Annotated in this window: 22 protein-coding genes; 11 read left to right on the top strand and 11 right to left on the bottom strand. The window is 59.6% G+C overall.

Translation table 11 applies throughout. The features are described from left to right. Nucleotides 1–71: 71 nt before the first annotated feature. The 5 genes from AC1RQB_RS04590 (at nucleotide 72) to tldD (ending at nucleotide 8,575) form a co-directional block, all read left to right on the top strand. A complete protein-coding gene (locus AC1RQB_RS04590) occupies nucleotides 72–668 on the top strand; it encodes a Maf family protein (RefSeq protein ID WP_008067329.1) in 597 nt (198 codons plus the stop codon). A gap of 57 nt (nucleotides 669–725) precedes the next feature. Continuing rightward, the gene (rng, locus tag AC1RQB_RS04585; RefSeq protein WP_008067330.1) at nucleotides 726–2,183 is read left to right on the top strand and encodes a ribonuclease G; all 1,458 of its coding nucleotides are present in this window, start codon (nucleotides 726–728) and stop codon (nucleotides 2,181–2,183) included. A gap of 75 nt (nucleotides 2,184–2,258) precedes the next feature. Next, nucleotides 2,259–6,062, top strand: a complete 3,804-nt coding sequence (locus AC1RQB_RS04580) for a YhdP family protein (protein WP_063341550.1) — start codon at nucleotides 2,259–2,261, stop codon at nucleotides 6,060–6,062. A gap of 203 nt (nucleotides 6,063–6,265) precedes the next feature. After that, nucleotides 6,266–7,120, top strand: a complete 855-nt coding sequence (locus AC1RQB_RS04575) for a carbon-nitrogen hydrolase family protein (protein WP_063341549.1) — start codon at nucleotides 6,266–6,268, stop codon at nucleotides 7,118–7,120. A gap of 12 nt (nucleotides 7,121–7,132) precedes the next feature. After that, nucleotides 7,133–8,575: a metalloprotease TldD gene (gene tldD, locus AC1RQB_RS04570; RefSeq protein WP_063341548.1), complete on the top strand. Its 1,443-nt coding sequence runs from the start codon at nucleotides 7,133–7,135 to the stop codon at nucleotides 8,573–8,575. Between the two features lie 48 nt (nucleotides 8,576–8,623). On the opposite strand, the gene yjgA is transcribed toward tldD, so the two are convergent. Further along, nucleotides 8,624–9,148, bottom strand: a complete 525-nt coding sequence (yjgA, locus tag AC1RQB_RS04565) for a ribosome biogenesis factor YjgA (RefSeq protein ID WP_007901505.1) — start codon at nucleotides 9,146–9,148, stop codon at nucleotides 8,624–8,626. 109 nt (nucleotides 9,149–9,257) lie between these two features. Here yjgA and pmbA point away from each other — a divergent pair, with 109 nt between their 5' ends. From pmbA to AC1RQB_RS04535, 6 genes are all read left to right on the top strand, one after another. Beyond that, nucleotides 9,258–10,604, top strand: coding sequence for a metalloprotease PmbA (pmbA, locus tag AC1RQB_RS04560; protein WP_008070625.1), 1,347 nt, complete (start codon nucleotides 9,258–9,260; stop codon nucleotides 10,602–10,604). Between the two features lie 247 nt (nucleotides 10,605–10,851). Then, nucleotides 10,852–11,247, top strand: coding sequence for a hypothetical protein (locus AC1RQB_RS04555; RefSeq protein WP_063341547.1), 396 nt, complete (start codon nucleotides 10,852–10,854; stop codon nucleotides 11,245–11,247). Beyond that, nucleotides 11,240–12,616, top strand: a complete 1,377-nt coding sequence (locus AC1RQB_RS04550) for a class II fumarate hydratase (RefSeq protein WP_063341546.1) — start codon at nucleotides 11,240–11,242, stop codon at nucleotides 12,614–12,616. Before AC1RQB_RS04555 ends, AC1RQB_RS04550 begins: the two co-directional genes overlap by 8 nt. A 27-nt stretch (nucleotides 12,617–12,643) precedes the next feature. Further along, nucleotides 12,644–13,084, top strand: coding sequence for a DUF2753 family protein (locus AC1RQB_RS04545; protein ID WP_008070619.1), 441 nt, complete (start codon nucleotides 12,644–12,646; stop codon nucleotides 13,082–13,084). A 1-nt stretch (nucleotide 13,085) separates the two neighbouring features. After that, nucleotides 13,086–13,697 carry a superoxide dismutase gene (locus AC1RQB_RS04540; protein ID WP_063341545.1) on the top strand — a complete coding sequence of 204 codons (612 nt, stop codon included), beginning with the start codon at nucleotides 13,086–13,088 and terminating at the stop codon, nucleotides 13,695–13,697. Between the two features lie 30 nt (nucleotides 13,698–13,727). Beyond that, nucleotides 13,728–14,621 (top strand): ZIP family metal transporter, encoded by an 894-nt coding sequence (locus AC1RQB_RS04535; protein WP_063341544.1) that lies wholly within the window; start codon nucleotides 13,728–13,730, stop codon nucleotides 14,619–14,621. Between the two features lie 102 nt (nucleotides 14,622–14,723). Here AC1RQB_RS04535 and AC1RQB_RS04530 read toward each other — a convergent pair whose 3' ends face one another. The 10 genes from AC1RQB_RS04530 to AC1RQB_RS04485 form a co-directional block, all read right to left on the bottom strand. Next, nucleotides 14,724–14,996 (bottom strand): HPr family phosphocarrier protein, encoded by a 273-nt coding sequence (locus AC1RQB_RS04530; protein ID WP_063341543.1) that lies wholly within the window; start codon nucleotides 14,994–14,996, stop codon nucleotides 14,724–14,726. A gap of 15 nt (nucleotides 14,997–15,011) precedes the next feature. Next, on the bottom strand, nucleotides 15,012–15,869 hold the full coding sequence (gene rapZ / locus AC1RQB_RS04525; protein ID WP_063341542.1) for an RNase adapter RapZ: 858 nt from the start codon (nucleotides 15,867–15,869) through the stop codon (nucleotides 15,012–15,014). 2 nt (nucleotides 15,870–15,871) lie between these two features. Next, nucleotides 15,872–16,336 carry a PTS IIA-like nitrogen regulatory protein PtsN gene (gene ptsN / locus AC1RQB_RS04520; protein ID WP_007901530.1) on the bottom strand — a complete coding sequence of 155 codons (465 nt, stop codon included), beginning with the start codon at nucleotides 16,334–16,336 and terminating at the stop codon, nucleotides 15,872–15,874. 12 nt (nucleotides 16,337–16,348) lie between these two features. Next, a complete protein-coding gene (gene hpf / locus AC1RQB_RS04515) occupies nucleotides 16,349–16,657 on the bottom strand; it encodes a ribosome hibernation-promoting factor, HPF/YfiA family (protein ID WP_003178005.1) in 309 nt (102 codons plus the stop codon). A gap of 79 nt (nucleotides 16,658–16,736) precedes the next feature. Beyond that, nucleotides 16,737–18,230 (bottom strand): RNA polymerase factor sigma-54, encoded by a 1,494-nt coding sequence (locus AC1RQB_RS04510; protein ID WP_032830276.1) that lies wholly within the window; start codon nucleotides 18,228–18,230, stop codon nucleotides 16,737–16,739. Between the two features lie 185 nt (nucleotides 18,231–18,415). Continuing rightward, nucleotides 18,416–19,141, bottom strand: a complete 726-nt coding sequence (gene lptB, locus AC1RQB_RS04505; RefSeq protein WP_008070596.1) for an LPS export ABC transporter ATP-binding protein — start codon at nucleotides 19,139–19,141, stop codon at nucleotides 18,416–18,418. Beyond that, on the bottom strand, nucleotides 19,141–19,689 hold the full coding sequence (lptA, locus tag AC1RQB_RS04500; protein ID WP_007901540.1) for a lipopolysaccharide transport periplasmic protein LptA: 549 nt from the start codon (nucleotides 19,687–19,689) through the stop codon (nucleotides 19,141–19,143). The genes lptB and lptA overlap by 1 nt, the downstream gene beginning before the upstream one ends. Beyond that, nucleotides 19,676–20,248 (bottom strand): LPS export ABC transporter periplasmic protein LptC, encoded by a 573-nt coding sequence (gene lptC, locus AC1RQB_RS04495; RefSeq protein WP_008070592.1) that lies wholly within the window; start codon nucleotides 20,246–20,248, stop codon nucleotides 19,676–19,678. The genes lptA and lptC overlap by 14 nt, the downstream gene beginning before the upstream one ends. Before the next feature lie 7 nt (nucleotides 20,249–20,255). Further along, nucleotides 20,256–20,780: a KdsC family phosphatase gene (locus tag AC1RQB_RS04490; protein ID WP_008070590.1), complete on the bottom strand. Its 525-nt coding sequence runs from the start codon at nucleotides 20,778–20,780 to the stop codon at nucleotides 20,256–20,258. Beyond that, nucleotides 20,780–21,754 (bottom strand): KpsF/GutQ family sugar-phosphate isomerase, encoded by a 975-nt coding sequence (locus AC1RQB_RS04485; protein ID WP_063341541.1) that lies wholly within the window; start codon nucleotides 21,752–21,754, stop codon nucleotides 20,780–20,782. Before AC1RQB_RS04485 ends, AC1RQB_RS04490 begins: the two co-directional genes overlap by 1 nt. Nucleotides 21,755–22,007: the final 253 nt, after the last annotated feature.

Below are 22,007 nucleotides of genomic sequence, written 5' to 3'. Positions count from 1 at the left end.
CGCACCGGTGCCCTGTCTCGACAAAAAGGAACAGTATTTGTGAGACAGGGCGCTAGCAGGGAGATGTCTTGATGAAACAGCTGTACCTCGCCTCAGGCTCGCCGCGTCGGCGTGAACTGCTCACGCAAATCGGCGTGTCGTTCTCCGTCATCAGCGCGGACATCGATGAAACCCCCTTACCTGAAGAATGCCCATTGGCCTATGTCGAGCGTCTGGCGCGCGGCAAGGCCGAGGCCGGGCATGGCACGGTCGTGTCCGACGCCGATTTCTGCGTGCTGGGTGCCGACACCGCCGTGGTGCTGGACGGGAAAATTCTCGGCAAGCCGGTGGACGAAGCCGACGCATGCGCCATGCTTATGCTGTTGTCTGGGCGCGAACATGAAGTGCTGACCGCGATTGCGGTGCGCAATGGCGAGCGTTGCGAGTCTTTGGTGGTGCGCAGCCTGGTGCGTTTTCGCAACATCGACCGCGACGAAGCAGCGGCCTATTGGGCCAGCGGCGAACCCCGGGACAAGGCTGGCGGTTACGGGATTCAAGGACTGGGCGCGGTGTTCGTCGCCGGGCTCAACGGCAGTTACTCGGCGGTGGTCGGATTGCCCCTGTGCGAAACCTGCGAGCTACTCGGCCATTTCGGCATACCCTGTTGGCAAACCTTTAACGCGCGTTGAGCGTCGTACTGACAAGATGCGGCCATTATCGTGAACATGCCTGAACGAGACCCTGCCATGAGTGAAGAGATCCTGATCAACATCACGCCGATGGAATCGCGCGTGGCGGTGGTCGAAAACGGTGTCCTGCAAGAGGTCCATGTCGAGCGCACGCAAAAGCGCGGGATCGTCGGCAACATCTATAAAGGCAAAGTCGTGCGGGTATTGCCAGGCATGCAGGCCGCCTTCGTCGATATCGGTCTGGACCGCGCCGCGTTCATTCATGCCTCGGAGATTTCTCTTCGCGAAGGCCCGACGGTCGAAAGCATCAGTGCGCTGGTTCATGAAGGTCAAAGCCTGGTGGTGCAAGTCACCAAGGACCCGATCGGCTCCAAAGGCGCACGCCTGACCACGCAACTGTCGATTCCGTCGCGCTATCTGGTGTACATGCCACGCACCGCCCACGTCGGCATTTCCCTGAAGATCGAGGACGAAGCCGAGCGCGAACGTCTCAAGCAGGTGGTCACCGACTGCGTGGCCAAAGAAGGCATCAAGGAGGCCGGCGGTTTCATTTTGCGTACTGCTGCCGAAGGGGCCGGGGCCGATGAAATCCTCATGGATATCCGCTATCTGCGCAGGCTCTGGGACCAGATCAACGAACAGATCAAGACCATCAGCGCGCCGAGTGTGATTTACGAAGACCTCGGCCTTGCGCTACGCACCTTGCGTGACCTGGTGAGCCCGAAGATCGAGAAGATCCGCATCGATTCCCGGGAAACCTTCCAGAAAACCACGCAATTCGTCGCCGAATTGATGCCGGAGATTGCCGACCGTCTGGAGCATTACCCTGGCGAACGGCCGATCTTCGACCTGTACGGTGTCGAAGACGAAATCCAGAAAGCCCTGGAGCGCAAGGTACCGCTCAAGTCCGGCGGCTATCTGGTGGTCGATCCGGCGGAAGCCATGAGCACCATCGACGTCAATACCGGGGCCTTTGTCGGTCATCGCAACCTCGAAGAAACCATCTTCAAGACCAACCTCGAAGCCGCCACCGCCATTGCCCGTCAGCTGCGCCTGCGTAATCTGGGCGGGATTATCATCATCGACTTCATCGACATGGAAGATGAAGAACATCAGCGTCAGGTGTTGCGAACCCTCGAGAAGCAACTGGAACGCGATCACGCCAAGACCAACATCATCGGCATCACCGAGTTGGGCCTGGTGCAAATGACTCGCAAGCGCACCCGCGAAAGTCTCGAGCAAGTGCTGTGCGAACCGTGCAGCAGTTGCCAGGGGCGCGGCAAACTCAAGACGCCGGAAACCGTGTGCTACGAGATCTTCCGCGAAATCCTGCGCGAGGCCAGGGCCTATCAGGCCGAAGGCTATAGGGTGCTGGCGAATCAGAAAGTGGTCGACCGTTTGCTCGACGAAGAGTCGGGCAATGTCGCCGAGCTCGAAGGCTTTATTGGGCGCACCATTCGGTTCCAGGTGGAAACCATGTACTCCCAGGAACAATACGACGTGGTGTTGCTCTGAATCGTTGTGTTTCACCTTCACTAGAACGGCTGGCCTCAGCTTTTTGCAGTATTTTTGCCACGGGAGCCAACTGACATGGACCGTCTGACACGCATTTTGGCCGCACTGACCCGCTGGGGTCTGGGCCTGTGTGCGTTGGTTTTGGTGCTGATGGCGCTGTTCGTCAGCCTTGGCCGAGAGCTGACGCCGCTGGTGGCCGAGTACCGTGCCGACATCGAAGACAAAGCCAGCGATGCCTTGGGCATGCCCCTGCAGATCGGCAAGCTGGAAGGCAACTGGAGTGGTTTCGCCCCGGTTCTGCTGGCCCATGATGTGATGGTCGGTGAGGGTTCCAATGCCTTGCGCCTGGATCAGGTGCGCGCGGTGCCGGATCTCTGGGCCAGCCTGCTGGCGCGCGAAGTGCGCATTGCACACCTGGAACTTAACGGCCTGAAGATCAGCCTCAAGGAAGGTGAGGATGGTCATTGGGCGCTGGAAGGTTTGCCGGTGCAGCAGGACCAGCCGCTGAACCCGGAGCAACTGCTCAATCGCATGCAGAGGGTCCAGCAGCTGTCGGTACTCGACAGCCAGATCACCTTGCAGCCGTTGGGGGAGTCACCGCTGACCCTGACCTACGTCGGCCTGAATCTGAAAACCGGTCCATCGCGCCAGCGGCTCGATGCCCGTTTGACCCTGCCCGACGGGCAGCCAGTTGCGATGAGCCTGCGCACCCGTTTGCGCGCAGCCCAATGGAAGGACGGTGAAGCGGACGCTTACCTGAGCCTGCCGCAAAGCGATTGGTCGAAATGGTTGCCCGAGCGCCTGACCCAACAATGGAATTTCTCCGAGATCAAGGCCGGTGGCGAGCTCTGGGTGAACTGGAGCAAAGGCACCCTGCAACGCGCCGCAATTCGTTTGAACGCGCCGCAACTCAAGGGTGCCTATGCCGAGCGCAAGCCGATCCAGATCAACAATCTGGCACTGAACGGGTATTTCCAGCGCAGTTCCACAGGCGTTCTGGTGACCCTGGATTCCCTGGCCATGAACCTGGGTGACAGCCGCTGGGAATCGAAACTGCAATTTCAACAAACGGCAGCGACAGACAAGGCGCCAGAGCTCCTGCATCTGCAAGCCGACCGTCTGGATCTCACACCGCTCACTCCGCTGCTGAACGCACTGGGCCCACTGCCCGAAGGGGTCGCCACGGCGGTCGAGCGGCTCAAGGTCACCGGAGTCTTGCGCAATGTGCTGATTGACTTTCGCCCAGCCGCTACCGATGACACTAAATTCAGTTTTGCCGCCAACCTGGAAAAAGTCGGCTTCGACGCTTATCGCGGTGCACCAGCGGTGCGAAATGTCAGTGGCAGCATCAGCGGCGACCTCGGGCAGGGCGAACTGCGCATGGACAGCAAGGATTTCTCCCTGCATCTGGACCCGATTTTCGCCAAGCCATGGCAATACATTCAGGCCAACGCCCGGTTGACCTGGAAACTCGACAAAGAAGCTTTCACCCTGATCGCACCGTACCTGAAGGTGCTGGGCGAGGAGGGCAAGATTGCCGGCGATTTCCTGATACGCCTGCATTTCGATCACGCCCGGGAAGACTACATGGACCTGCGGGTCGGCCTGGTCGACGGCGACGGTCGCTACACCGCCAAGTACCTGCCGACGGTTCTCAGCCCGGGGCTGGACGAATGGCTGCGCACCGCGATTCTCAAAGGCGCAGTGGATGAAGGCTTCTTCCAGTACCAGGGTTCGCTGAACCACGGCGCCGCCGAAACGGCTCGCAGCATCAGCCTGTTTTTCAAGGTCCACGATGCCGAGCTGGCGTTTCAGCCGGGCTGGCCGCATGTCAGCAAGGTCAGCGGCGATGTGTTCATCGAAGACAGCGGCGTGCGGATCCTCGCGAGCGAGGGCCAATTACTCGACACCCAGGTCAGCGACGTCTACGTCAATATTCCTCGTGTGCCTGCCGGGCAGAGCACTCATCTGTTCCTCGATGGCGCGTTCGCTGGCGGGTTGGGCGATGGCCTGAAGATTCTGCAAGAAGCGCCAATCGGCACCGCCGACACGTTCGCTGGCTGGGAAGGCGAGGGCGATCTGCAAGGCAAGCTCAAACTCGATATCCCGCTGGTCAAAGGCGAGCAGCCGAAAATCCTCGTCGACTTCAAAACCGCCAAGGCCCGTTTGAAGCTCAGTGAGCCCACCTTGGAACTGACGCACCTCAAGGGTGATTTTCGTTTCGACAGCTCCAAGGGGCTGAGCGGGCAAAAGATCACGGCGAGAGCCTTCGACAAGCCGGTGACCGCACAGATATTCGCTGAAGGCAGCCCGGGCAAGCTCAACACCCGGGTTGCGGCGACGAGTGAGGTCGAGGTCAAAAAACTGACTGAATGGCTGAACGTCACTCAGCCATTGCCGGTGACGGGGACGATCCCTTATCAGCTGCAACTGAACCTTGCTGGCGCCGACAGCCAATTGATGGTCAGCTCCAATCTCAAAGGCGCGGCGGTGGATTTGCCGGCACCGTTCGGCATGGCGGCCGATGTCGGGCGCGATACCGTGTTCCGCATGACCCTGCAGGGACCGGAGCGGCGTTACTGGGCTACCTATGGTGATCTGGCGAGTTTCACCTTTGCGGCACCGGCCGGCAATTTCGCCGACGGTCGCGGCGAGTTGTTTCTCGGTGGCGGCAGTGCCGTGTTGCCCGGCGCCAAAGGCTTGCGCGTGCGTGGGGTACTGTCCGAGCTGGATGTCGCCCCTTGGCAGGATCTGGTGACCAAATACGCTGGCCAGGATCCTGGCGGCAGTGCCAAACAGTTGCTCAGTGGCGCGGATTTGAAGGTCGGAAAACTCACTGGTTTCGGCACCACCCTCGATCAGGCGTCGGTGCAGTTGACGCGTAAACCGACCGCGTGGGCCTTGCAACTCGACAGCCAGCAAGCCAAGGGCAGCGTCGGAATTCCCGATGCGAAAGCCGCACCGATTGCGGTCAATCTGCAATACATACGTTTGCCGGCACGAGACCCTACCGCGCTGGCTGACGAGAATTCGCCGGATCCGCTGGCCACGGTGGACCCGACGAAGATCCCGGCGCTGGATGTCACGATTAATCAGCTGTTCCAGGGGCCGGATCTGGTGGGCGGGTGGCACCTGAAGGTTCGGCCGACCGACAAGGGCGTCGCCTTCAATGCCCTTGATCTGGGCCTCAAGGGCATTCTCTTGCGGGGCAGCGGTGGCTGGGAAGGCGTGCCGGGTAACTCCAGCAGTTGGTACAAGGGCCGAGTCAGTGGCAAGAACCTTGCCGACGTGCTCAAGGGCTGGGGTTTTGCACCGAGCGTCACCAGCGAAGAGTTTCACATGGACGTCGATGGCCGTTGGCCTGGGTCACCCGCGTGGCTGGCCACCAAACGCTTCTCCGGCAGCCTTGATGCGTCACTGAATAAAGGTCAGTTTGTTGAAGTCGAGGGCGGGGCTCAGGCGCTGCGGGTATTTGGCCTGCTCAACTTCAACTCCATTGGCCGCCGCTTGCGCCTGGACTTTTCCGACCTGTTCGGCAAAGGCTTGAGCTATGACCGGGTCAAAGGCTTGCTGGTTGCCAGTAACGGCGTCTACGTGACCCGTGAACCCATTCTGCTGACCGGGCCGTCGAGTAATGTGGAGCTCAATGGCACGCTGGACCTGGTGGGTGATCAGATCGATGCCAAGTTGTTGGTGACTTTACCGGTGACCAACAATCTGCCGATTGCCGCGCTGATCGTCGGTGCACCGGCCGTCGGCGGGGCGCTGTTTCTGATCGACAAGCTGATCGGTGACCGCGTGGCGCGCTATGCCAGCGTCAAATACACCGTCAAAGGCCCATGGAAAGATCCGAAAATCACCTTCGACAAGCCTTTTTGAATTCTTTTGAAAAAGCACTCTTCGGGCCTATGGAGTAGCATGTCCGTACGTTCGAATGCACCGACGCTAATCCCTGTAGGAGCGAGGCTTGCCCGCGAACCGACGCACCGCTGTGCATCAGGAAAGACGCCTTCGCGGGCAAGTCGGACCGCCGCACCGCTCGCTCCTACAGGTCATGTGTTGTTTTGAGTAAGGAAATGGCCATGTCTGTAGCGGTGATTCAAATGGTCAGCCAGAGCGACGTGCTGGTCAATCTGGCCCAGGCCCGTCGTCTGCTTGAGCAGGCGGCGACCGGTGGCGCGCGGCTTGCCGTGCTGCCGGAAAACTTCGCTGCCATGGGCCGGCGTGACATTGCTGACATCGGCCGCGCCGAAGCCTTGGGCGAAGGCCCGATCCTGCCGTGGTTGAAACAGACCGCCCGCGACCTCAAGTTATGGATAGTGGCCGGCACATTGCCGTTGCCGCCAGTGGATCAACCGACGGCCAAAGTGCATGCATGCTCGTTGCTGGTGGATGACTGCGGCGAAACCGTTGCACGGTATGACAAGCTGCACCTGTTCGACGTAGACGTGGCGGATAATCGCGGGCGTTATCGCGAATCCGATGACTATGCTTATGGCAGTGGTGTGGTTGTTGCCGACACTCCAGTCGGTCGAGTCGGCCTGACGGTGTGTTATGACCTGCGTTTCCCGGAGCTGTACAGCGAATTGCGTGCGGCCGGCGCGGAATTGATTACCGCGCCGTCGGCCTTTACCGCGGTGACCGGCGCGGCCCATTGGGACGTGCTGATTCGCGCGCGGGCCATCGAAACCCAGTGTTACATGCTCGCGGCCGCCCAAGGTGGGACGCATCCGGGGCCACGAGAAACCTTTGGTCACGCCGCCATTGTCGACCCATGGGGGCGTGTGCTGGCACAACAAGATCAGGGCGAGGCCGTGCTGCTGGCCCAACGCGACAGCAGCGAACAGGCGTCCATCAGGGCGCGGATGCCGGTGTCCACTCACCGGCGCTTTTTCTCGCAGGGCGCCCAGCGACCTGCATCAGAACGACGAATTTAAGGCGTAAAGCATATGAGCGAGTTGTTGTCCTCCGTCAGTGAACACCTCCTGGCGCCCGGCGGCGTAACGATCGAGAGCCTGCAAGGTGTGCTCGGCGATCTGGCCGGCCCGGGCATCGATGCCGCCGACCTGTATTTCCAAGGGCAGATTTCCGAATCCTGGGCGCTGGAAGACGGGATCGTCAAGGAAGGCAGCTTCAACCTTGACCAGGGTGTTGGCGTGCGTGCGCAATCGGGTGAGAAGACCGGTTTCGCCTACAGCAATGCGATCACCCTCGAAGCGCTGGGCGCGGCAGCCCGTGCAGCCCGTTCGATCTCCCGGGCCGGGCAGAACGGTACCGTGCAGGCGTTCACCACCCAGGATGTCACCCAATTGTACGGGCCGGATAACCCGCTGGAAGTGATGACCCGTGCCGAGAAAGTCGAGCTGCTCAAGCGAATCGACGTGGCGACTCGCGCCCTCGACCCGCGTATCCAGCAAGTCACCGTGAGCATGGCTGGGGTCTGGGAGCGGATTTTGATTGCTTCCACCGACGGCGGGCTGGCGGCGGATGTGCGACCACTGGTGCGTTTCAACGTCAGCGTGATCGTCGAGCAGAATGGCCGTCGTGAACGCGGCGGTCATGGCGGTGGCGGTCGTACCGATTACCGCTATTTCCTCAGCGACGACCGCGCCATGGGCTATGCCCGCGAAGCGTTGCGTCAGGCGCTGGTGAATCTGGAAGCGATCCCGGCCCCGGCCGGTACGTTGCCGGTGGTGTTGGGTTCCGGTTGGTCAGGCGTGTTGCTGCACGAAGCTGTCGGTCATGGCCTGGAAGGCGACTTCAACCGTAAAGGCAGTTCGGCCTACAGCGGGCGCATGGGCGAGATGGTTGCCTCGAAGCTCTGCACCATCGTCGATGACGGCACCCTCGCCGGGCGCCGTGGTTCGCTGAGCGTCGACGACGAAGGCACCCCGACCGAGTGCACCACGCTGATCGAAAACGGCGTGCTCAAAGGTTATATGCAGGACAAGCTCAATGCGCGTCTGATGGGCGTGGCCCGCACCGGCAACGGTCGTCGGGAGTCCTATGCGCACCTGCCGATGCCGCGCATGACCAACACTTACATGCTCGGTGGCGAAAGGGACCCGGCGGAAATCATCGCCTCGGTGAAAAAAGGCATCTACTGCGCCAACCTCGGCGGTGGCCAGGTGGACATCACCAGCGGCAAGTTCGTGTTCTCCACTAGCGAGGCGTACCTGATCGAAGACGGCAAGATTACTGCCCCGGTCAAAGGTGCGACGTTGATCGGCAACGGGCCGGAAGCCATGAGCAAGGTGTCGATGGTCGGTAACGATCTGGCGCTGGACAGCGGTGTGGGCACGTGTGGCAAGGATGGGCAGTCGGTGCCGGTGGGTGTCGGCCAGCCAACGCTGAAAATTGATGCGATTACTGTGGGTGGCACAGGATCATAAGGGATGGAGCTTCGGGTGAGTTGCGAGGCAACCCACCCGATTCGAGCCTTAACGCAAACCGCGTTGAGTCTCGTCCAGCTCACGGATGTACTTGAAGATTTTACGGCTCGAAGCCGGTGGCTTGTTGGTCGCCAGTTCGTGCTGGGCCTGACGGATCAGGGAGCGCAATTGCTGACGATCAGCTTCCGGGTAGTCGAGCACGAACTTCTCCAGGACTGCATCGTCGCCCGCGATCAAGCGATCGCGCCAGCGTTCCAGGCCATGGAAACGTTCGTTGTACTGCCGAGTGGAGGCATCCAGTTGATCGAGCAGCGTCAGAATGGCGTCAGTGTCCTGATCGCGCATCAGTTTGCCGATGAACATAAGGTGCCGTTTACGCGCGATATTCGCGGTGTGCTTGGGCGCATCGGCCAGGGCCCGGCGCATAGCGTCGGTCAATGGCAGTTTTGCCAGCAAGTCAGGCTTGAGCGTTGTAAGGCGCTCGCCAAGGTCAACCAGAGCATGCAGCTCGCGTTTAACCTGGGATTTGCTTTTTTCTCCCGTATCGAGGGAGTCGTCGTAAGAATCAACCATGGTGGCCGTCCGCAAAGAAACGCCGCCATGATAACCAGTCGGGGGCCGCTTGTCCGGCCCGGTCGCTCGAAGGCCCTCAGCCGAAAGCAGAATTTGAGTGGAGAACAGCATGAGTGCAGTTGAAAGCGTCGGCCCACAAGCGTTGCCGGCACTGCAAGAACAAGTCGAGCAGATCATCGCTGAAGCCAAGCGCCAGGGTGCCAGTGCCTGTGAAGTGGCCGTGTCGCTGGAGCAGGGCCTGTCGACCACGGTGCGTCAGCGGGAAGTCGAAACCGTTGAGTTCAATCGCGATCAGGGCTTCGGCATCACCTTGTACGTAGGCCAGCGCAAAGGCTCGGCCAGCACATCGGCCAGCGGCCCGGAAGCGATTCGCGAAACCGTCGCCGCGGCACTCGCCATCGCCAAGCACACGTCTGAAGACGAAGCCTCGGGCCTGGCGGATGCCGCGCTGATGGCCAAGGATCTGCAGGATTTCGACCTGTTTCATCAATGGGACATTACCCCGGAGCAAGCCATCGAGCAGGCCCTGGCCTGTGAAGCGGCGGCGTTTGCCGCCGACAGCCGGATCAAGAATGCCGACGGCACCACCCTCAGCACTCACCAGGGCTGCCGGGTTTACGGTAACAGCCACGGTTTTATCGGTGGCTACGCGTCGACTCGTCACAGCCTCAGTTGCGTGATGATCGCCGAAGCCGATGGCCAGATGCAGCGCGATTACTGGTATGACGTGAACCGTCAGGGCAATTTGCTGGCCTCTCCGGAGAGCATCGGCCAACGTGCCGCGCAACGGGCGGCGAGCCGTCTGGGCGCGCGTCCGGTGCCGACCTGCGAAGTGCCGGTGCTGTTTTCCGCGGAACTGGCCGGTGGCTTGTTCGGCAGTTTCCTGTCGGCGATTTCCGGTGGCAGTCTGTACCGCAAATCCTCGTTCCTCGAAGGCACCCTGGGGCAGAAGCTTTTCCCGGAATGGCTGACCATCGATGAGCGTCCGCATTTGATGCGCGCTCTGGGCAGTTCGGCCTTCGACGGCGATGGCCTGGCGACCTACGCCAAGCCGTTCGTGGAGAAGGGCGAGTTGGTGTCCTACATACTCGGCACCTACTCCGGTCGTAAGCTGGGCATGCCGAGCACCGCCAACGCCGGCGGCGTGCACAACCTGTTCGTCACCCACGGCGATGAAGATCAGGCAGCCTTGCTGCGCCGCATGGGCCGAGGCTTGCTGGTCACCGAACTGATGGGGCAGGGCCTGAACATGGTCACTGGCGATTACTCCCGTGGCGCGGCGGGTTTCTGGGTCGAGAACGGCGAAATCCAGTTCGCGGTGCAGGAGGTGACTATCGCCGGCAACATGCGTGACATGTTCAAGCAGATCATCGCAGTTGGTAATGACCTGGAACTGCGCAGCAATATTCGCACCGGGTCGGTGTTGATCGAGCGGATGACGGTGGCGGGTAGCTAAGCCTCCGATCGCTGCACAAAAAGGCGTGCCACCCCATTGGGTGGCGCGCCTTTTTTATTGGTCGCAACACAGATTCTGTGGGAGCGGGCTTGCCCGCGATAGCGTCATTTCAGTCGACATCGATGTTGAATCTTCTATCGTCATCGCGAGCAAGCCCGCTCCCACAAGGATCTCCGTGTTTCGCTGCGCTTGTTTTGGTTCTCATTATCATCTAATAATAAATCTCATTATCGAATGAGCCCGGATCATGAGTTCTGCCTTGCACGAGCAGCCTTACCTCGAAAGCTGGCGCTGGATGAGTCGCCAGATCCGTTGCGCCATGGACCCTGACGAGCCGCGCCTGATTGAACATTCCCTGGCCGAAGGCCGGTATCTGGCGTGTTGCACGGCCACCTCACCCTGGACCATCGCTGAAACCTCTTTCCGTTTGCTGCTCGATACCGCCGTCGATGTCGCGCTGCCCTGGCACTGGCGCAGCTTGTGTCTCGACCAGGCCTGGCGGCCACTACGCGATCTCGAACGGCAATCACTCTGCAAATGCCGCCTCAAACGTTGGCAAAGCTACGCGTGGCAATTGGCGACCTGCGAGTTGCTGCCCTCGATTCCTCTCATAGAACTGGTGCAAGGATCTCCTGATGAATAACACACGTATCGAACGCGACAGCATGGGCGAGTTAAATGTCCCGATTGATGCTTTGTACGGCGCGCAAACCCAGCGCGCAGTGGATAACTTCCCGATCAGCGGCAAACCGATGCCCGTGCAGTTCATCCGGGCGCTGATTCTGGCCAAGGCCGCTGCCGCCCGAGCCAACGTCGAGCTCAAACAGATCAGCGAATCCCAGGGCAAGGCGATCGTCGACGCCGCTCAAGGCCTGCTCGAAGGTGACTTCATGCAGCACTTTCCGGTGGATATCTTCCAGACCGGTTCCGGCACCAGTTCCAACATGAACGCCAACGAAGTGATCGCCACCCTGGCCAGCCGCTTGTTGGGCGAGCCGGTGAATCCCAACGATCACGTCAATTGCGGCCAAAGCAGCAACGACATCATCCCGACTGCCATCCATGTCAGCGCCGCATTGAGCTTGCATGAGCAATTGCTGCCGGCGCTGGTGCATCTGGTGCAGGTGATCGAGCACAAGGCCGAGCAGGTTCATCCGTTCGTCAAAACCGGGCGTACCCATTTGATGGACGCCATGCCTGTGCGCATGAGTCAGGTGCTCAATGGTTGGGCGCAACAGCTCAAGGCCAATATCGGTCACCTGCAGGATCTGCTGCCAAGCCTGCAATCGCTGGCCCAGGGCGGCACGGCGGTGGGTACCGGGGTCAATGCCCATCCGCAGTTTGCGGCGCGTTTCAGCCAGCAACTCAGCCAACTGACTCAGGTGCAGTTCACGCCGGGCAAGGACCTGTTTGCGCTAATCGGCTCGCAGGACACGGCGGTCAGCGTTTCAGGGCAGCTCAAGGCTACAGCGGTTTCCTTGATGAAAATCGCCAATGACCTGCGCTGGATGAATTCCGGCCCGTTGGCCGGGCTCGGTGAAATCGAACTCGAAGCCTTGCAGCCCGGCTCGTCGATCATGCCCGGCAAGGTTAATCCGGTGATCCCGGAAGCCACCGCGATGGTCGCCGCTCAGGTGATTGGCAACGACACGGTGATCACCGTCGCCGGTCAGTCGGGCAATTTCGAGTTGAACGTCATGCTGCCGATCATCGCCCAGAACCTGCTGAGCAGTATCGAGTTGCTGGCCAACGCCAGCCGACTGATGGGCGACAAGGCTATTGCCAGCTTCAAGGTCAACGAGGCCCGGCTCAAGGAAGCGCTGTCGCGCAATCCGATTCTGGTCACTGCACTCAACCCGATCATTGGTTACCAAAAAGCCGCCGAGATTGCCAAGAAGGCTTATCAGCAGGGCCGGCCGGTGATCGATGTCGCCCTGGAACACACCGACCTGACGCGCAGCCAACTGGAAGAATTGCTCAACCCAGAGAAGCTCACCGCAGGCGGCGTGTAATCACCGCTACCGCTTTGGAGGCTCACCATGGAGCACTGGAAACGCACGATCGAAAGAGCAAATCGCTGTTTCATGCTGGGAGAGCTGATCGATGCCCGCGAGGCCTACTTGCAGGCATTGGCCCTGGCCCAGGTGTTGTTCGAGCGCTGGGCGGATGCCGACGAAGCGGTGGCGGCTTGCGTGATTTCCCACCATAACCTGGCGGACCTGCACCTGCGTCTGAACCAGCCGGAGGAGAGCGCCGAGTACCTGTGCGCGATCCATCAACGGCTTTTACAGACCATGCAAGACCCGCGACTGGCGCCGGCTTTGCGTGAAGCCGCGCTGCGCCAGAGCAGCAAAACCTATGTCGAGCTGCTGAATTTCATCAGCGAACACGGTGAGTATCCGCGCACCCACAGATTGCTGCGCACCGACACCGCTTCGACCTCGCATCAGCCTGCGCCCTTACAACATGGAGTTCATTGAAATGGCTTTTACCTTGCCTGCCTTGCCGTACGCCTATGACGCCCTGGAACCGCACATCGATGCGCAAACCATGGAAATCCACTACACCAAACACCACCAGACCTACATCAACAACCTCAACGCTGCAGTCGAAGGCACTGAATTTGCTGAATGGCCGGTGGAAAAACTGGTGGCGGCTGTCCAGCAATTGCCGGAAAAGCTCCGTGCTGCAGTGATCAATCAGGGCGGTGGGCATGCCAACCATTCGTTGTTCTGGGAAGTGATGGCACCCAACGGCGGAGGCCAACCTGAAGGCACGCTGGCCAAGGCGATCGACGAACAGCTGGGTGGTCTCGACAGCTTCAAGGAGGCCTTCACCAAAGCTGCGCTGACCCGTTTTGGCAGCGGTTGGGCCTGGTTGAGTGTGACGCCGCAAAAGACCTTGATCGTTGAAAGCAGCGGCAACCAGGACAGCCCGTTGATGAACGGCAATACGCCGATTCTCGGCCTGGACGTCTGGGAGCACGCGTACTACCTGCGCTATCAGAACCGCCGTCCGGAATACATCAATGCGTTCTACAACGTGATCAATTGGCCTGAAGTCGCTACGCGTTATCAGGCTGCGCTGGTTTAAGTCTTCTGTAAAAACAATCCAGGGCTGACTATGGGCACTGAAACACTGGCGGTCGGAAGTGGACGAATGTTTCGTTACGCACTGGAATCGCTGTTACTGCTGGCGGGCATGACGTTATTGGCTGCTCAAGGGCTGAGCTGGCTGGACCTCGAACCGAAACTGCAGCGCGCCCTGCAAGGCGGGGCGATTTGCGCCTTGGGCACGGCTTTGGGCGCGGTGCCGGTGCTGGTGATTCGGCGGATGCCCCAGGCAGTCAGTGATTCGCTGCTGGGTTTCGGCGCCGGAGTGATGCTCGCGGCGACGGCGTTTTCGCTGATCGTGCCCGGCATTGCCGCGGCTGAAAGCCTCGGGCTGACGCCTTGGGCGGCCAGCGGCCTGATCAGCTTCGGCATCCTTCTGGGCGCATTCGGGTTGTTTCTGGTGGATCGCAGGGTGTCTGGCGCTGCGCCCGAAATGCTCGTGGGGACACTGAAGCGATCGGTGATTGCACCGCGGATCTGGTTGTTTGTGTTCGCCATCATCGCCCACAACATCCCGGAAGGCATGGCGGTCGGCGTCTCGGCCGGTGGTGGCATGCCTGACGCCGACAGCCTGGCCATGGGCATCGCCTTGCAGGATGTGCCGGAAGGGCTGGTGATCGCGTTGGTGTTGGCCGGAGCAGGGGTGTCGCGGGTCAAGGCGTTCCTGATCGGTGCCGCGTCAGGGTTGGTCGAGCCGGTCTTCGCACTGTTGTGCGCCTGGCTGGTGAGCCTGGCCGAACTGTTGTTGCCGTTGGGGCTGGCACTGGCGGCCGGTGCGATGCTGCTGGTGGTGACTCACGAAGTCATCCCCGAATCGCGCCGCCATGGTCACGACAAACTGGCCAGCCTTGGGCTGCTGATCGGGTTTTGTCTGATGATGGTGATGGATACCGCGTTGGCTTGAAAAACAAGAAAAGATCGCAGCCTCGTTTCACTCGACAGCTCCTACAAGGATCGGCATACCGTAGGAGCTGTCGAGTGAAACGAGGCTGCGATCTTTTGCTGTTTATTCGCCTTCGTCGAAGAAGTTATTGATCAGTGCCACCAATGCATCCAGCGCTTCCTGTTCCTGCTCGCCTTCGGTATTCAGGTGAATTGTGGTGCCTTTGCCAGCGGCCAGCATCATCATGGCCATGATGCTTTTGCCGTCGATCATTGATTCCGGTGTACGGCCAACCCTGATCTGGCAAGGATACTGACCCGCTACCCCAACGAATTTTGCAGACGCGCGGGCATGCAGGCCCAGCTTGTTGATGATTTCGATTTCCAGAGCAGGCATCGCGATGTGAATCCTTTAGCTGAGGTCGCGGTGGCGGACCTGGACGTTCTTCAGGTTTTTTTGCAGGACCTGACCCAGACGTTCGGTCAGGTAGACAGAGCGGTGATGCCCGCCAGTGCAGCCAATGGCAATGGTGACATAGGCGCGATTGCTGGCAGCAAAGCGGGGTAGCCATTTGAGCAAGTATGAGGAAATGTCCTGGAACATCTCTTCGACGTCCGGCTGTGCCGCCAGGTACTCGGCCACCGGTTGATCGAGCCCGGACTGTGCCCGTAGCTCCGGCTTCCAGTAAGGGTTGGGCAGGCAGCGCACGTCGAACACCAGATCGGCGTCCACCGGCATGCCACGCTTGAACCCGAAAGATTCCACCAGGAACGCAGTGCCGGGCTCCGGCTGATTCAGCAGGCGCAGCTTGATGGTATCGCGTAGCTGATACAGGTTCAGATTGGTGGTATTGACTTTGAGGTCAGCCAAATCGGCGATAGGCCCCAGCAGATTGGTTTCGTCCTCTATCGCCTCCGCCAGCGAACGATTGGCGCTGCTCAACGGGTGACGACGGCGAGTTTCCGAAAAGCGCTTGAGCAAGGTTTCTTCGTCAGCGTCCAGATACAGCACATCGCACTGGATATGCCGGCTGCGGACCTCTTCCAGCAATTCGGGGAACCGTGACAGATGGCTCGGCAGGTTGCGCGCATCGATGGACACGGCCACCAGCGGTTGTGCCAGTTCGGTGTGAATCAGCGCACGTTCGGCCAGCTCCGGCAGCAAGCCGGCAGGCAGGTTGTCGATGCAGTAGTAGCCGTTGTCCTCGAGCACATCGAGGGCGGTACTTTTACCTGAGCCGGAGCGGCCACTGACGATGATCAGGCGCATGATTAGTGACCGTTCTGCTCGTCCAGGACAACCTGATACAAGGCTTCGTTGCTCGGGGCGCTGCGCAGTTTTTCACGCACTTCCTTGCGATCCAGCATGCTGGCAATCTGGCGCAGCAATTCCAGGTGTGCATCGGTGGCGGCTTCCGGGACCAGCAGCACAAACAGCAAGTCAACCGGGGCACCGTCGATGGCATCGAAATCGATAGGGGCTTCCAGGTGCAGCAGCGCACTGATTGGCGAGGTGCAGCCTTTGAGCCGGCAGTGGGGGATGGCGATGCCGTTGCCGAAACCGGTAGAACCGAGTTTCTCACGGGCAATCAAGGCCTCGAAGACGTCCTGCATTTCCAGATCCGGTACTTCGCGGTGGATAAGGTTGGCAATTTGCTCGAGGGCTTTCTTTTTACTGCCACCCGGCGCGTTCACTTGGGAACGGCCGGGGGTCAGGATGGTTTCTAGTCGGATCATGGATTGGGGGTGTTAACGACCGGTCGCGCCCTGGAGGAGGCTCTGGGTCTTTTCCTTATGCTTTTTAAGTTGGCGATCCAGCTTGTCGGTCAGCAGGTCGATGGCGGCATACATGTCCGTATGCTCGGCATTGGCGACCACTTCTCCGCCGGGAATATGCAGCGTGGCTTCGATCTTCTGCAGCAGTTTTTCGACGTTCATCGTGACTTGCACATTGGTGATCTTGTCGAAATGCCTCTCTAATCGGTCGAGTTTTTCGCCGATGTAGGTGCGCAGGGGTTCGGTCACTTCCAGTTGGTGTCCACTGATGTTGACTTGCATACAGCTTCTCCTTCGTTGCCAGTGCATAAAGCGGCAGGCAGAAATGCCTGCCACTGGAACGCTGTGGCGAGCCCGGCGGCTACATCAACCGCTTCCGTTCGCTGGAAGGCGCGATCCCCAGGGATTCGCGGTACTTGGCGACGGTGCGACGGGCTACCTGAATGCCTTGTGCCTCCAGTAAACCAGCGATCTTGCTGTCACTCAACGGCTTTTTCTGATTTTCCGCGGCAACCAGTTTTTTGATGATCGCGCGGATCGCCGTGGACGAGCATTCACCGCCTTCAGAGGTACTGACGTGGCTGGAAAAAAAGTATTTCAGTTCATAGATGCCCCGTGGGGTATGCATGAATTTTTGCGTGGTTACCCGTGAAATCGTCGATTCATGCATGCCGACTGCTTCGGCAATGTCATGCAGCACCAACGGCTTCATGGCTTCGTCACCGTATTCGAGAAAGCCGCGTTGATGCTCGACGATCTGGGTGGCGACTTTCATCAGGGTTTCATTGCGGCTTTGCAGGCTCTTGATGAACCAGCGAGCCTCCTGCAGCTGATTACGCATGAAGGTGTTGTCAGCGCTGGTATCGGCGCGGCGCACGAAACCGGCATATTGGGCATTGACCCGCAGGCGTGGCACTGATTCCTGGTTCAGCTCCACCAGCCAGCGCTCGTTGTCCTTGCGCACGATCACGTCGGGAACGACGTATTCGGCTTCGGTGGACTCGATTTGTGAACCCGGGCGTGGGTTGAGGCTCTGGACCAATTCGATGACCTGGCGCAGCTCATCTTCCTTGAGCTTCATGCGGCGCATCAGCTGGCTGTAATCGCGGCTGCCGAGCAGGTCGATGTAATCGGTGACCAGGCGCTTGGCTTCGGCCAGCCAAGGGGTCTTGGCGGACAACTGGCGCAGTTGCAGTAGCAGGCATTCACCGAGGTTGCGGGCGCCGATGCCAGCGGGTTCGAATTGCTGGATGCGGTGCAGGACGGCTTCGATTTCGTCCAGTTCGATGTCCAGTTCCGGGTCGAACGCTTCGAGGATTTCCTCGAGGGTTTCGTCCAGGTAGCCCTGATTGTTGATGCAGTCGATCAGGGTTACGGCGATCAGGCGATCGGTGTCGGACATCGGTGCCAGGTTCAGTTGCCAGAGCAAATGGCTTTGCAGGCTTTCACCGACCGATGTGCGGGTGGTGAAATCCCACTCATCGTCATCGTTGCTAGGCAGGCTGCTGGCGCTGGTCTGGTAGACATCCTCCCAGGCTGTGTCGACGGGCAATTCGTTGGGGATGCGCTCGTTCCAGTCGCCTTCCTCAAGGTTATCCACCGTCGGGGCGGTTTCCTGGTAGGAGGGTTCCTGAATGTCGGCGTTGGGTTTCTGTTCGGCGCTATCGGCCAAGGGGTCGGCGTTATCGAAGTCGTCGCCTTCTTCCTGGCGTTCGAGCATCGGATTGGACTCCAGAGCCTCCTGGATTTCCTGTTGCAGGTCCAGGGTCGACAATTGGAGCAGGCGGATGGCCTGTTGCAGCTGCGGTGTCATCGTCAGCTGCTGGCCCATTCTCAAGACTAGCGATGGTTTCATGGCAGGGGCTTAACACCTTATTCGCCGGCGCACATGCGCCATCCACTACAGGGCGCCGAAGCGCCAAACATAAGCAAATTATATGCCCGAAACTGAAGTGTTTGCCTAGAGCGCTGTAACAATAAAAAGTTATTGATTTTTTATTGAAACGAGCGCCCCTTCGACGACCCGGGCACCTCAGGTGCTTACAGGCGGAACTCGTGGCCCAGATACACTTCCTTGACCAGTTCATTGGCGAGGATGGTGGCGGAGTCACCTTCAGCAATCAGTTGGCCATCGTTGACGATGTAGGCGGTTTCGCAGATATCCAGGGTCTCACGAACGTTGTGGTCCGTGATCAGCACGCCAATGCCTTTAGCCTTGAGGTGATGGATGATCTGCTTGATGTCACCCACCGAAATCGGGTCCACGCCGGCGAAAGGTTCGTCGAGGAGGATGAATTTCGGGTTGGTAGCCAGTGCCCGGGCGATTTCCACACGGCGGCGTTCACCACCGGACAGGCTCATGCCGAGATTGTCGCGGATGTGATGGATGTGAAATTCCTGCAGCAGACTTTCCAGCTCTTGGCGACGACCGGCCTGATCGAGCTCCTTGCGGGTCTCGAGGATGGCCATGATGTTGTCGGCCACCGACAGTTTGCGGAAGATCGACGCTTCTTGCGGAAGATAGCCGATGCCCGCCTTCGCACGACCGTGCATCGGCTGGTGGCTGACGTCCAGGTCATCGATCAGTACGCGGCCTTGATCGGCCTGTACCAGGCCGACAATCATATAGAAACAGGTGGTTTTACCGGCGCCGTTAGGGCCAAGCAGGCCGACGATCTGACCGCTGTCGATGGACAGGCTGACGTCGCGCACGACCTGACGGCTCTTGTAGCTCTTGGCCAGATGCTGAGCTTTCAGAGTTGCCATTACTGGGCCTTTTGCTCGTCGGTTTTCTTCTTCGGCTGGATCACCATGTCGATGCGAGGGCGTGCCTCGGTGACCTTGTTACCCGTGGCGCGACCGGCGCTCGCAAGCTTTTTGACCGTGTCGTAGACGATTTTTTCGCCTTGGGTGACGTTGTTGTCCTTATCGATGACCTTGGCGCGATCGATCAGCACTACGCGGTTTTGCGAGGCGTGGTACTGGATAGTTACGCCGTAGCCCTGGACCGGCTTGGTATCGCCCGCCGTTTGCAGTTGCTCGAAGTAGGCGAGGTTGCCCACCGAAGTCACCACGTCGATGTCGCCGGTAGGGGTGCGGGTGATGGTCACGGTATTGCCGGTGACCTTCATCGAGCCTTGGGTGATGATCACATCGCCCTTATAGGTGGCAACGCCGTTCTTGTCGTCCAGTTGGGCATCGTCGGCCTGAATGCGGATAGGCTGCTCTTGATCGTTCGGCAGAGCCCAGGCGCTCACGCTTCCCAGTGCTGCGCCCAGACTGAGCAAAATAGGGAGAGTTTTAACGAGCCTCATACTGTCCTCTTACGTTCGATAGCAGGTGTATCCTGCTTTCTTTCAGGTACGCTTTCATTCCGTTGCCTGTCGATACACCGCCAGCGCCGTCGATTCTAACGGGTTGATCGGTCTGCGCATATTGCTGCTGCGGGAACACTGTCATACGGGTGGTGGTAATCAGGGTTTTACGGTTTTTTTCGTCGAAACGCGTGATACGTACCGAGTCAATCAGCTCGACCTGAGTGCCGTCCGGGTTGACTTCGCCGCGCTCGCTCTGGACGTGCCAGGGGAATTCGGTGCCACGGAACATGTTCAGGTCCGGATTGGTCAGCAACGTCACCTCGCTCGCTTTCACGTGTTCGACCTTGTCCGACGTCATCTCGTATTGCAGTTTGCCGTCGGGCAAGTACTGCACGCTGTGGGCGTTGATGGCGTAATAGTCGATCGCGGTTTCATCGACCTTCACCACCGGCTTGTCGAGGAAACGCTCCGGGCTGATGTTCCAGTAGCCGACCGCTGCAAAAATCGCGGCGATGCAACCGAACACCAGGATGTTACGAATTTTCTTGCTCAGCATGATGGGCTCACAGGTATGCGGCGTTGGCCGCATCGAGGCGGCCCTGGGCGCGCAGGATCAATTCGCAGAATTCGCGAGCGGCCCCCTCGCCACCGCGGGCCTGGGTGATGCCGTGGGCGTGTTCGCGCACGAAACTGGCGGCGTTGGCCACTGCCATGCCAAGGCCTACGCGGCGAATCACCGGCAGGTCCGGCAGGTCGTCGCCCAGGTAGGCCACTTGTTCATAGCTCAGGTTGAGCTGGCCAAGAAGTTCGTCGAGCACCACCAGTTTGTCTTCGCGACCCTGATAAAGGTGCGGAATGCCGAGGTTCTTCGCGCGCCGTTCAACCACCGGGGTCTTGCGGCCACTGATGATAGCGGTCTGCACGCCTGCGGCCATCAACATCTTGATGCCCTGGCCGTCGAGGGTGTTGAACGTCTTGAATTCGCTACCGTCTTCGAGGAAGTACAGGCGCCCGTCGGTCAGCACGCCATCGACGTCGAACACCGCCAGTTTGATCTGTTTGCCGCGTTGCAGCAGGTCCGTGCTCATTACATTACTCCCGCACGCAGCAAATCGTGCATGTTCAAGGCGCCGACCGGACGGTCTTCGCTGTCGACCACTACCAGTGCGTTGATCTTGTGGTCTTCCATGATTTTCAGGGCCTCGGCGGCGAGCATCTCGGCGCGGGCGGTCTTGCCGTGGGCGGTCATCACTTCATCAATGGTCGTGCTGTGGATATCGATGGTGCGGTCCAGCGTGCGGCGCAGGTCGCCGTCGGTGAAGATCCCGGCGAGTTTTCCATCCGTACTCAGTACAACGGTCATGCCCAATCCCTTACGGGTCATTTCCATCAAGGCATCCTTGAGCAGCGTACCGCACATCACTTGCGGCAATTCGGTGCCGGCATGCATGACGTTTTCCACTTTCAGCAACAAGCGGCGGCCAAGGGCGCCGCCCGGGTGGGAAAAAGCGAAATCTTCAGCGGTAAAGCCGCGAGCTTCAAGCAACGCAACGGCGAGAGCATCACCCATGACCAGTGCTGCGGTGGTCGACGAGGTGGGCGCCAGGTTCAGCGGGCAGGCTTCGTGCTCAACGCTTGCATTGAGGTTGACTTCCGCCGCCTTGGCCAGCGGCGACTCGGGGTTGCCGGTCAGGCTGATCATTTGAATGCCCTGGCGTTTGATCAGCGGCAGCAAGGTGACGATCTCGTTGGTGGAGCCGGAGTTCGACAGCGCCAGAATGATGTCATCACGGGTGATCATGCCCATGTCGCCATGGCTGGCCTCGGCCGGATGCACGAAGAACGCTGTGGTGCCGGTGCTGGCCAGGGTGGCGGCAATCTTGTTGCCGATGTGCCCCGATTTGCCCATGCCGACCACGACTACGCGGCCTTTGCTGGCCAGAATCATCTCGCACGCACGTACGAAATCCGCATTGATATGGGGTAGCAAGCCTTGTACGGCTTCCAGTTCCAAACGGATGGTACGTTGTGCGGATTGAATCAGGTCGCTGGATTGGTTCATGTCGGAAATCGAATAGCCTGATGAAAAGGCGGCGATTATAACGGTAATGATCAAAACCCTCACGCTAGTTCGTCGCGGTTTGTCATTCCTTGTTACCGAATCCTCTCTAAATGGATGATTTCGGGCGGTCATGTTGCTGAACATGCCCGGCTTGGGCCTTGGGCGCTTGAGCTTTGCAGTGATATAGTTCGCCGCCAGTTCGGCCTGCCCGGGGAGGTATGTGCTTTCGCCAGAAAGCCAGGCGTCCGAGTGA

The sequence above is a fragment of the Pseudomonas sp. GW822-FHT02E03 genome (assembly GCF_058802325.1).
This window is presented reverse-complemented; position numbering and strand designations above follow the sequence as displayed.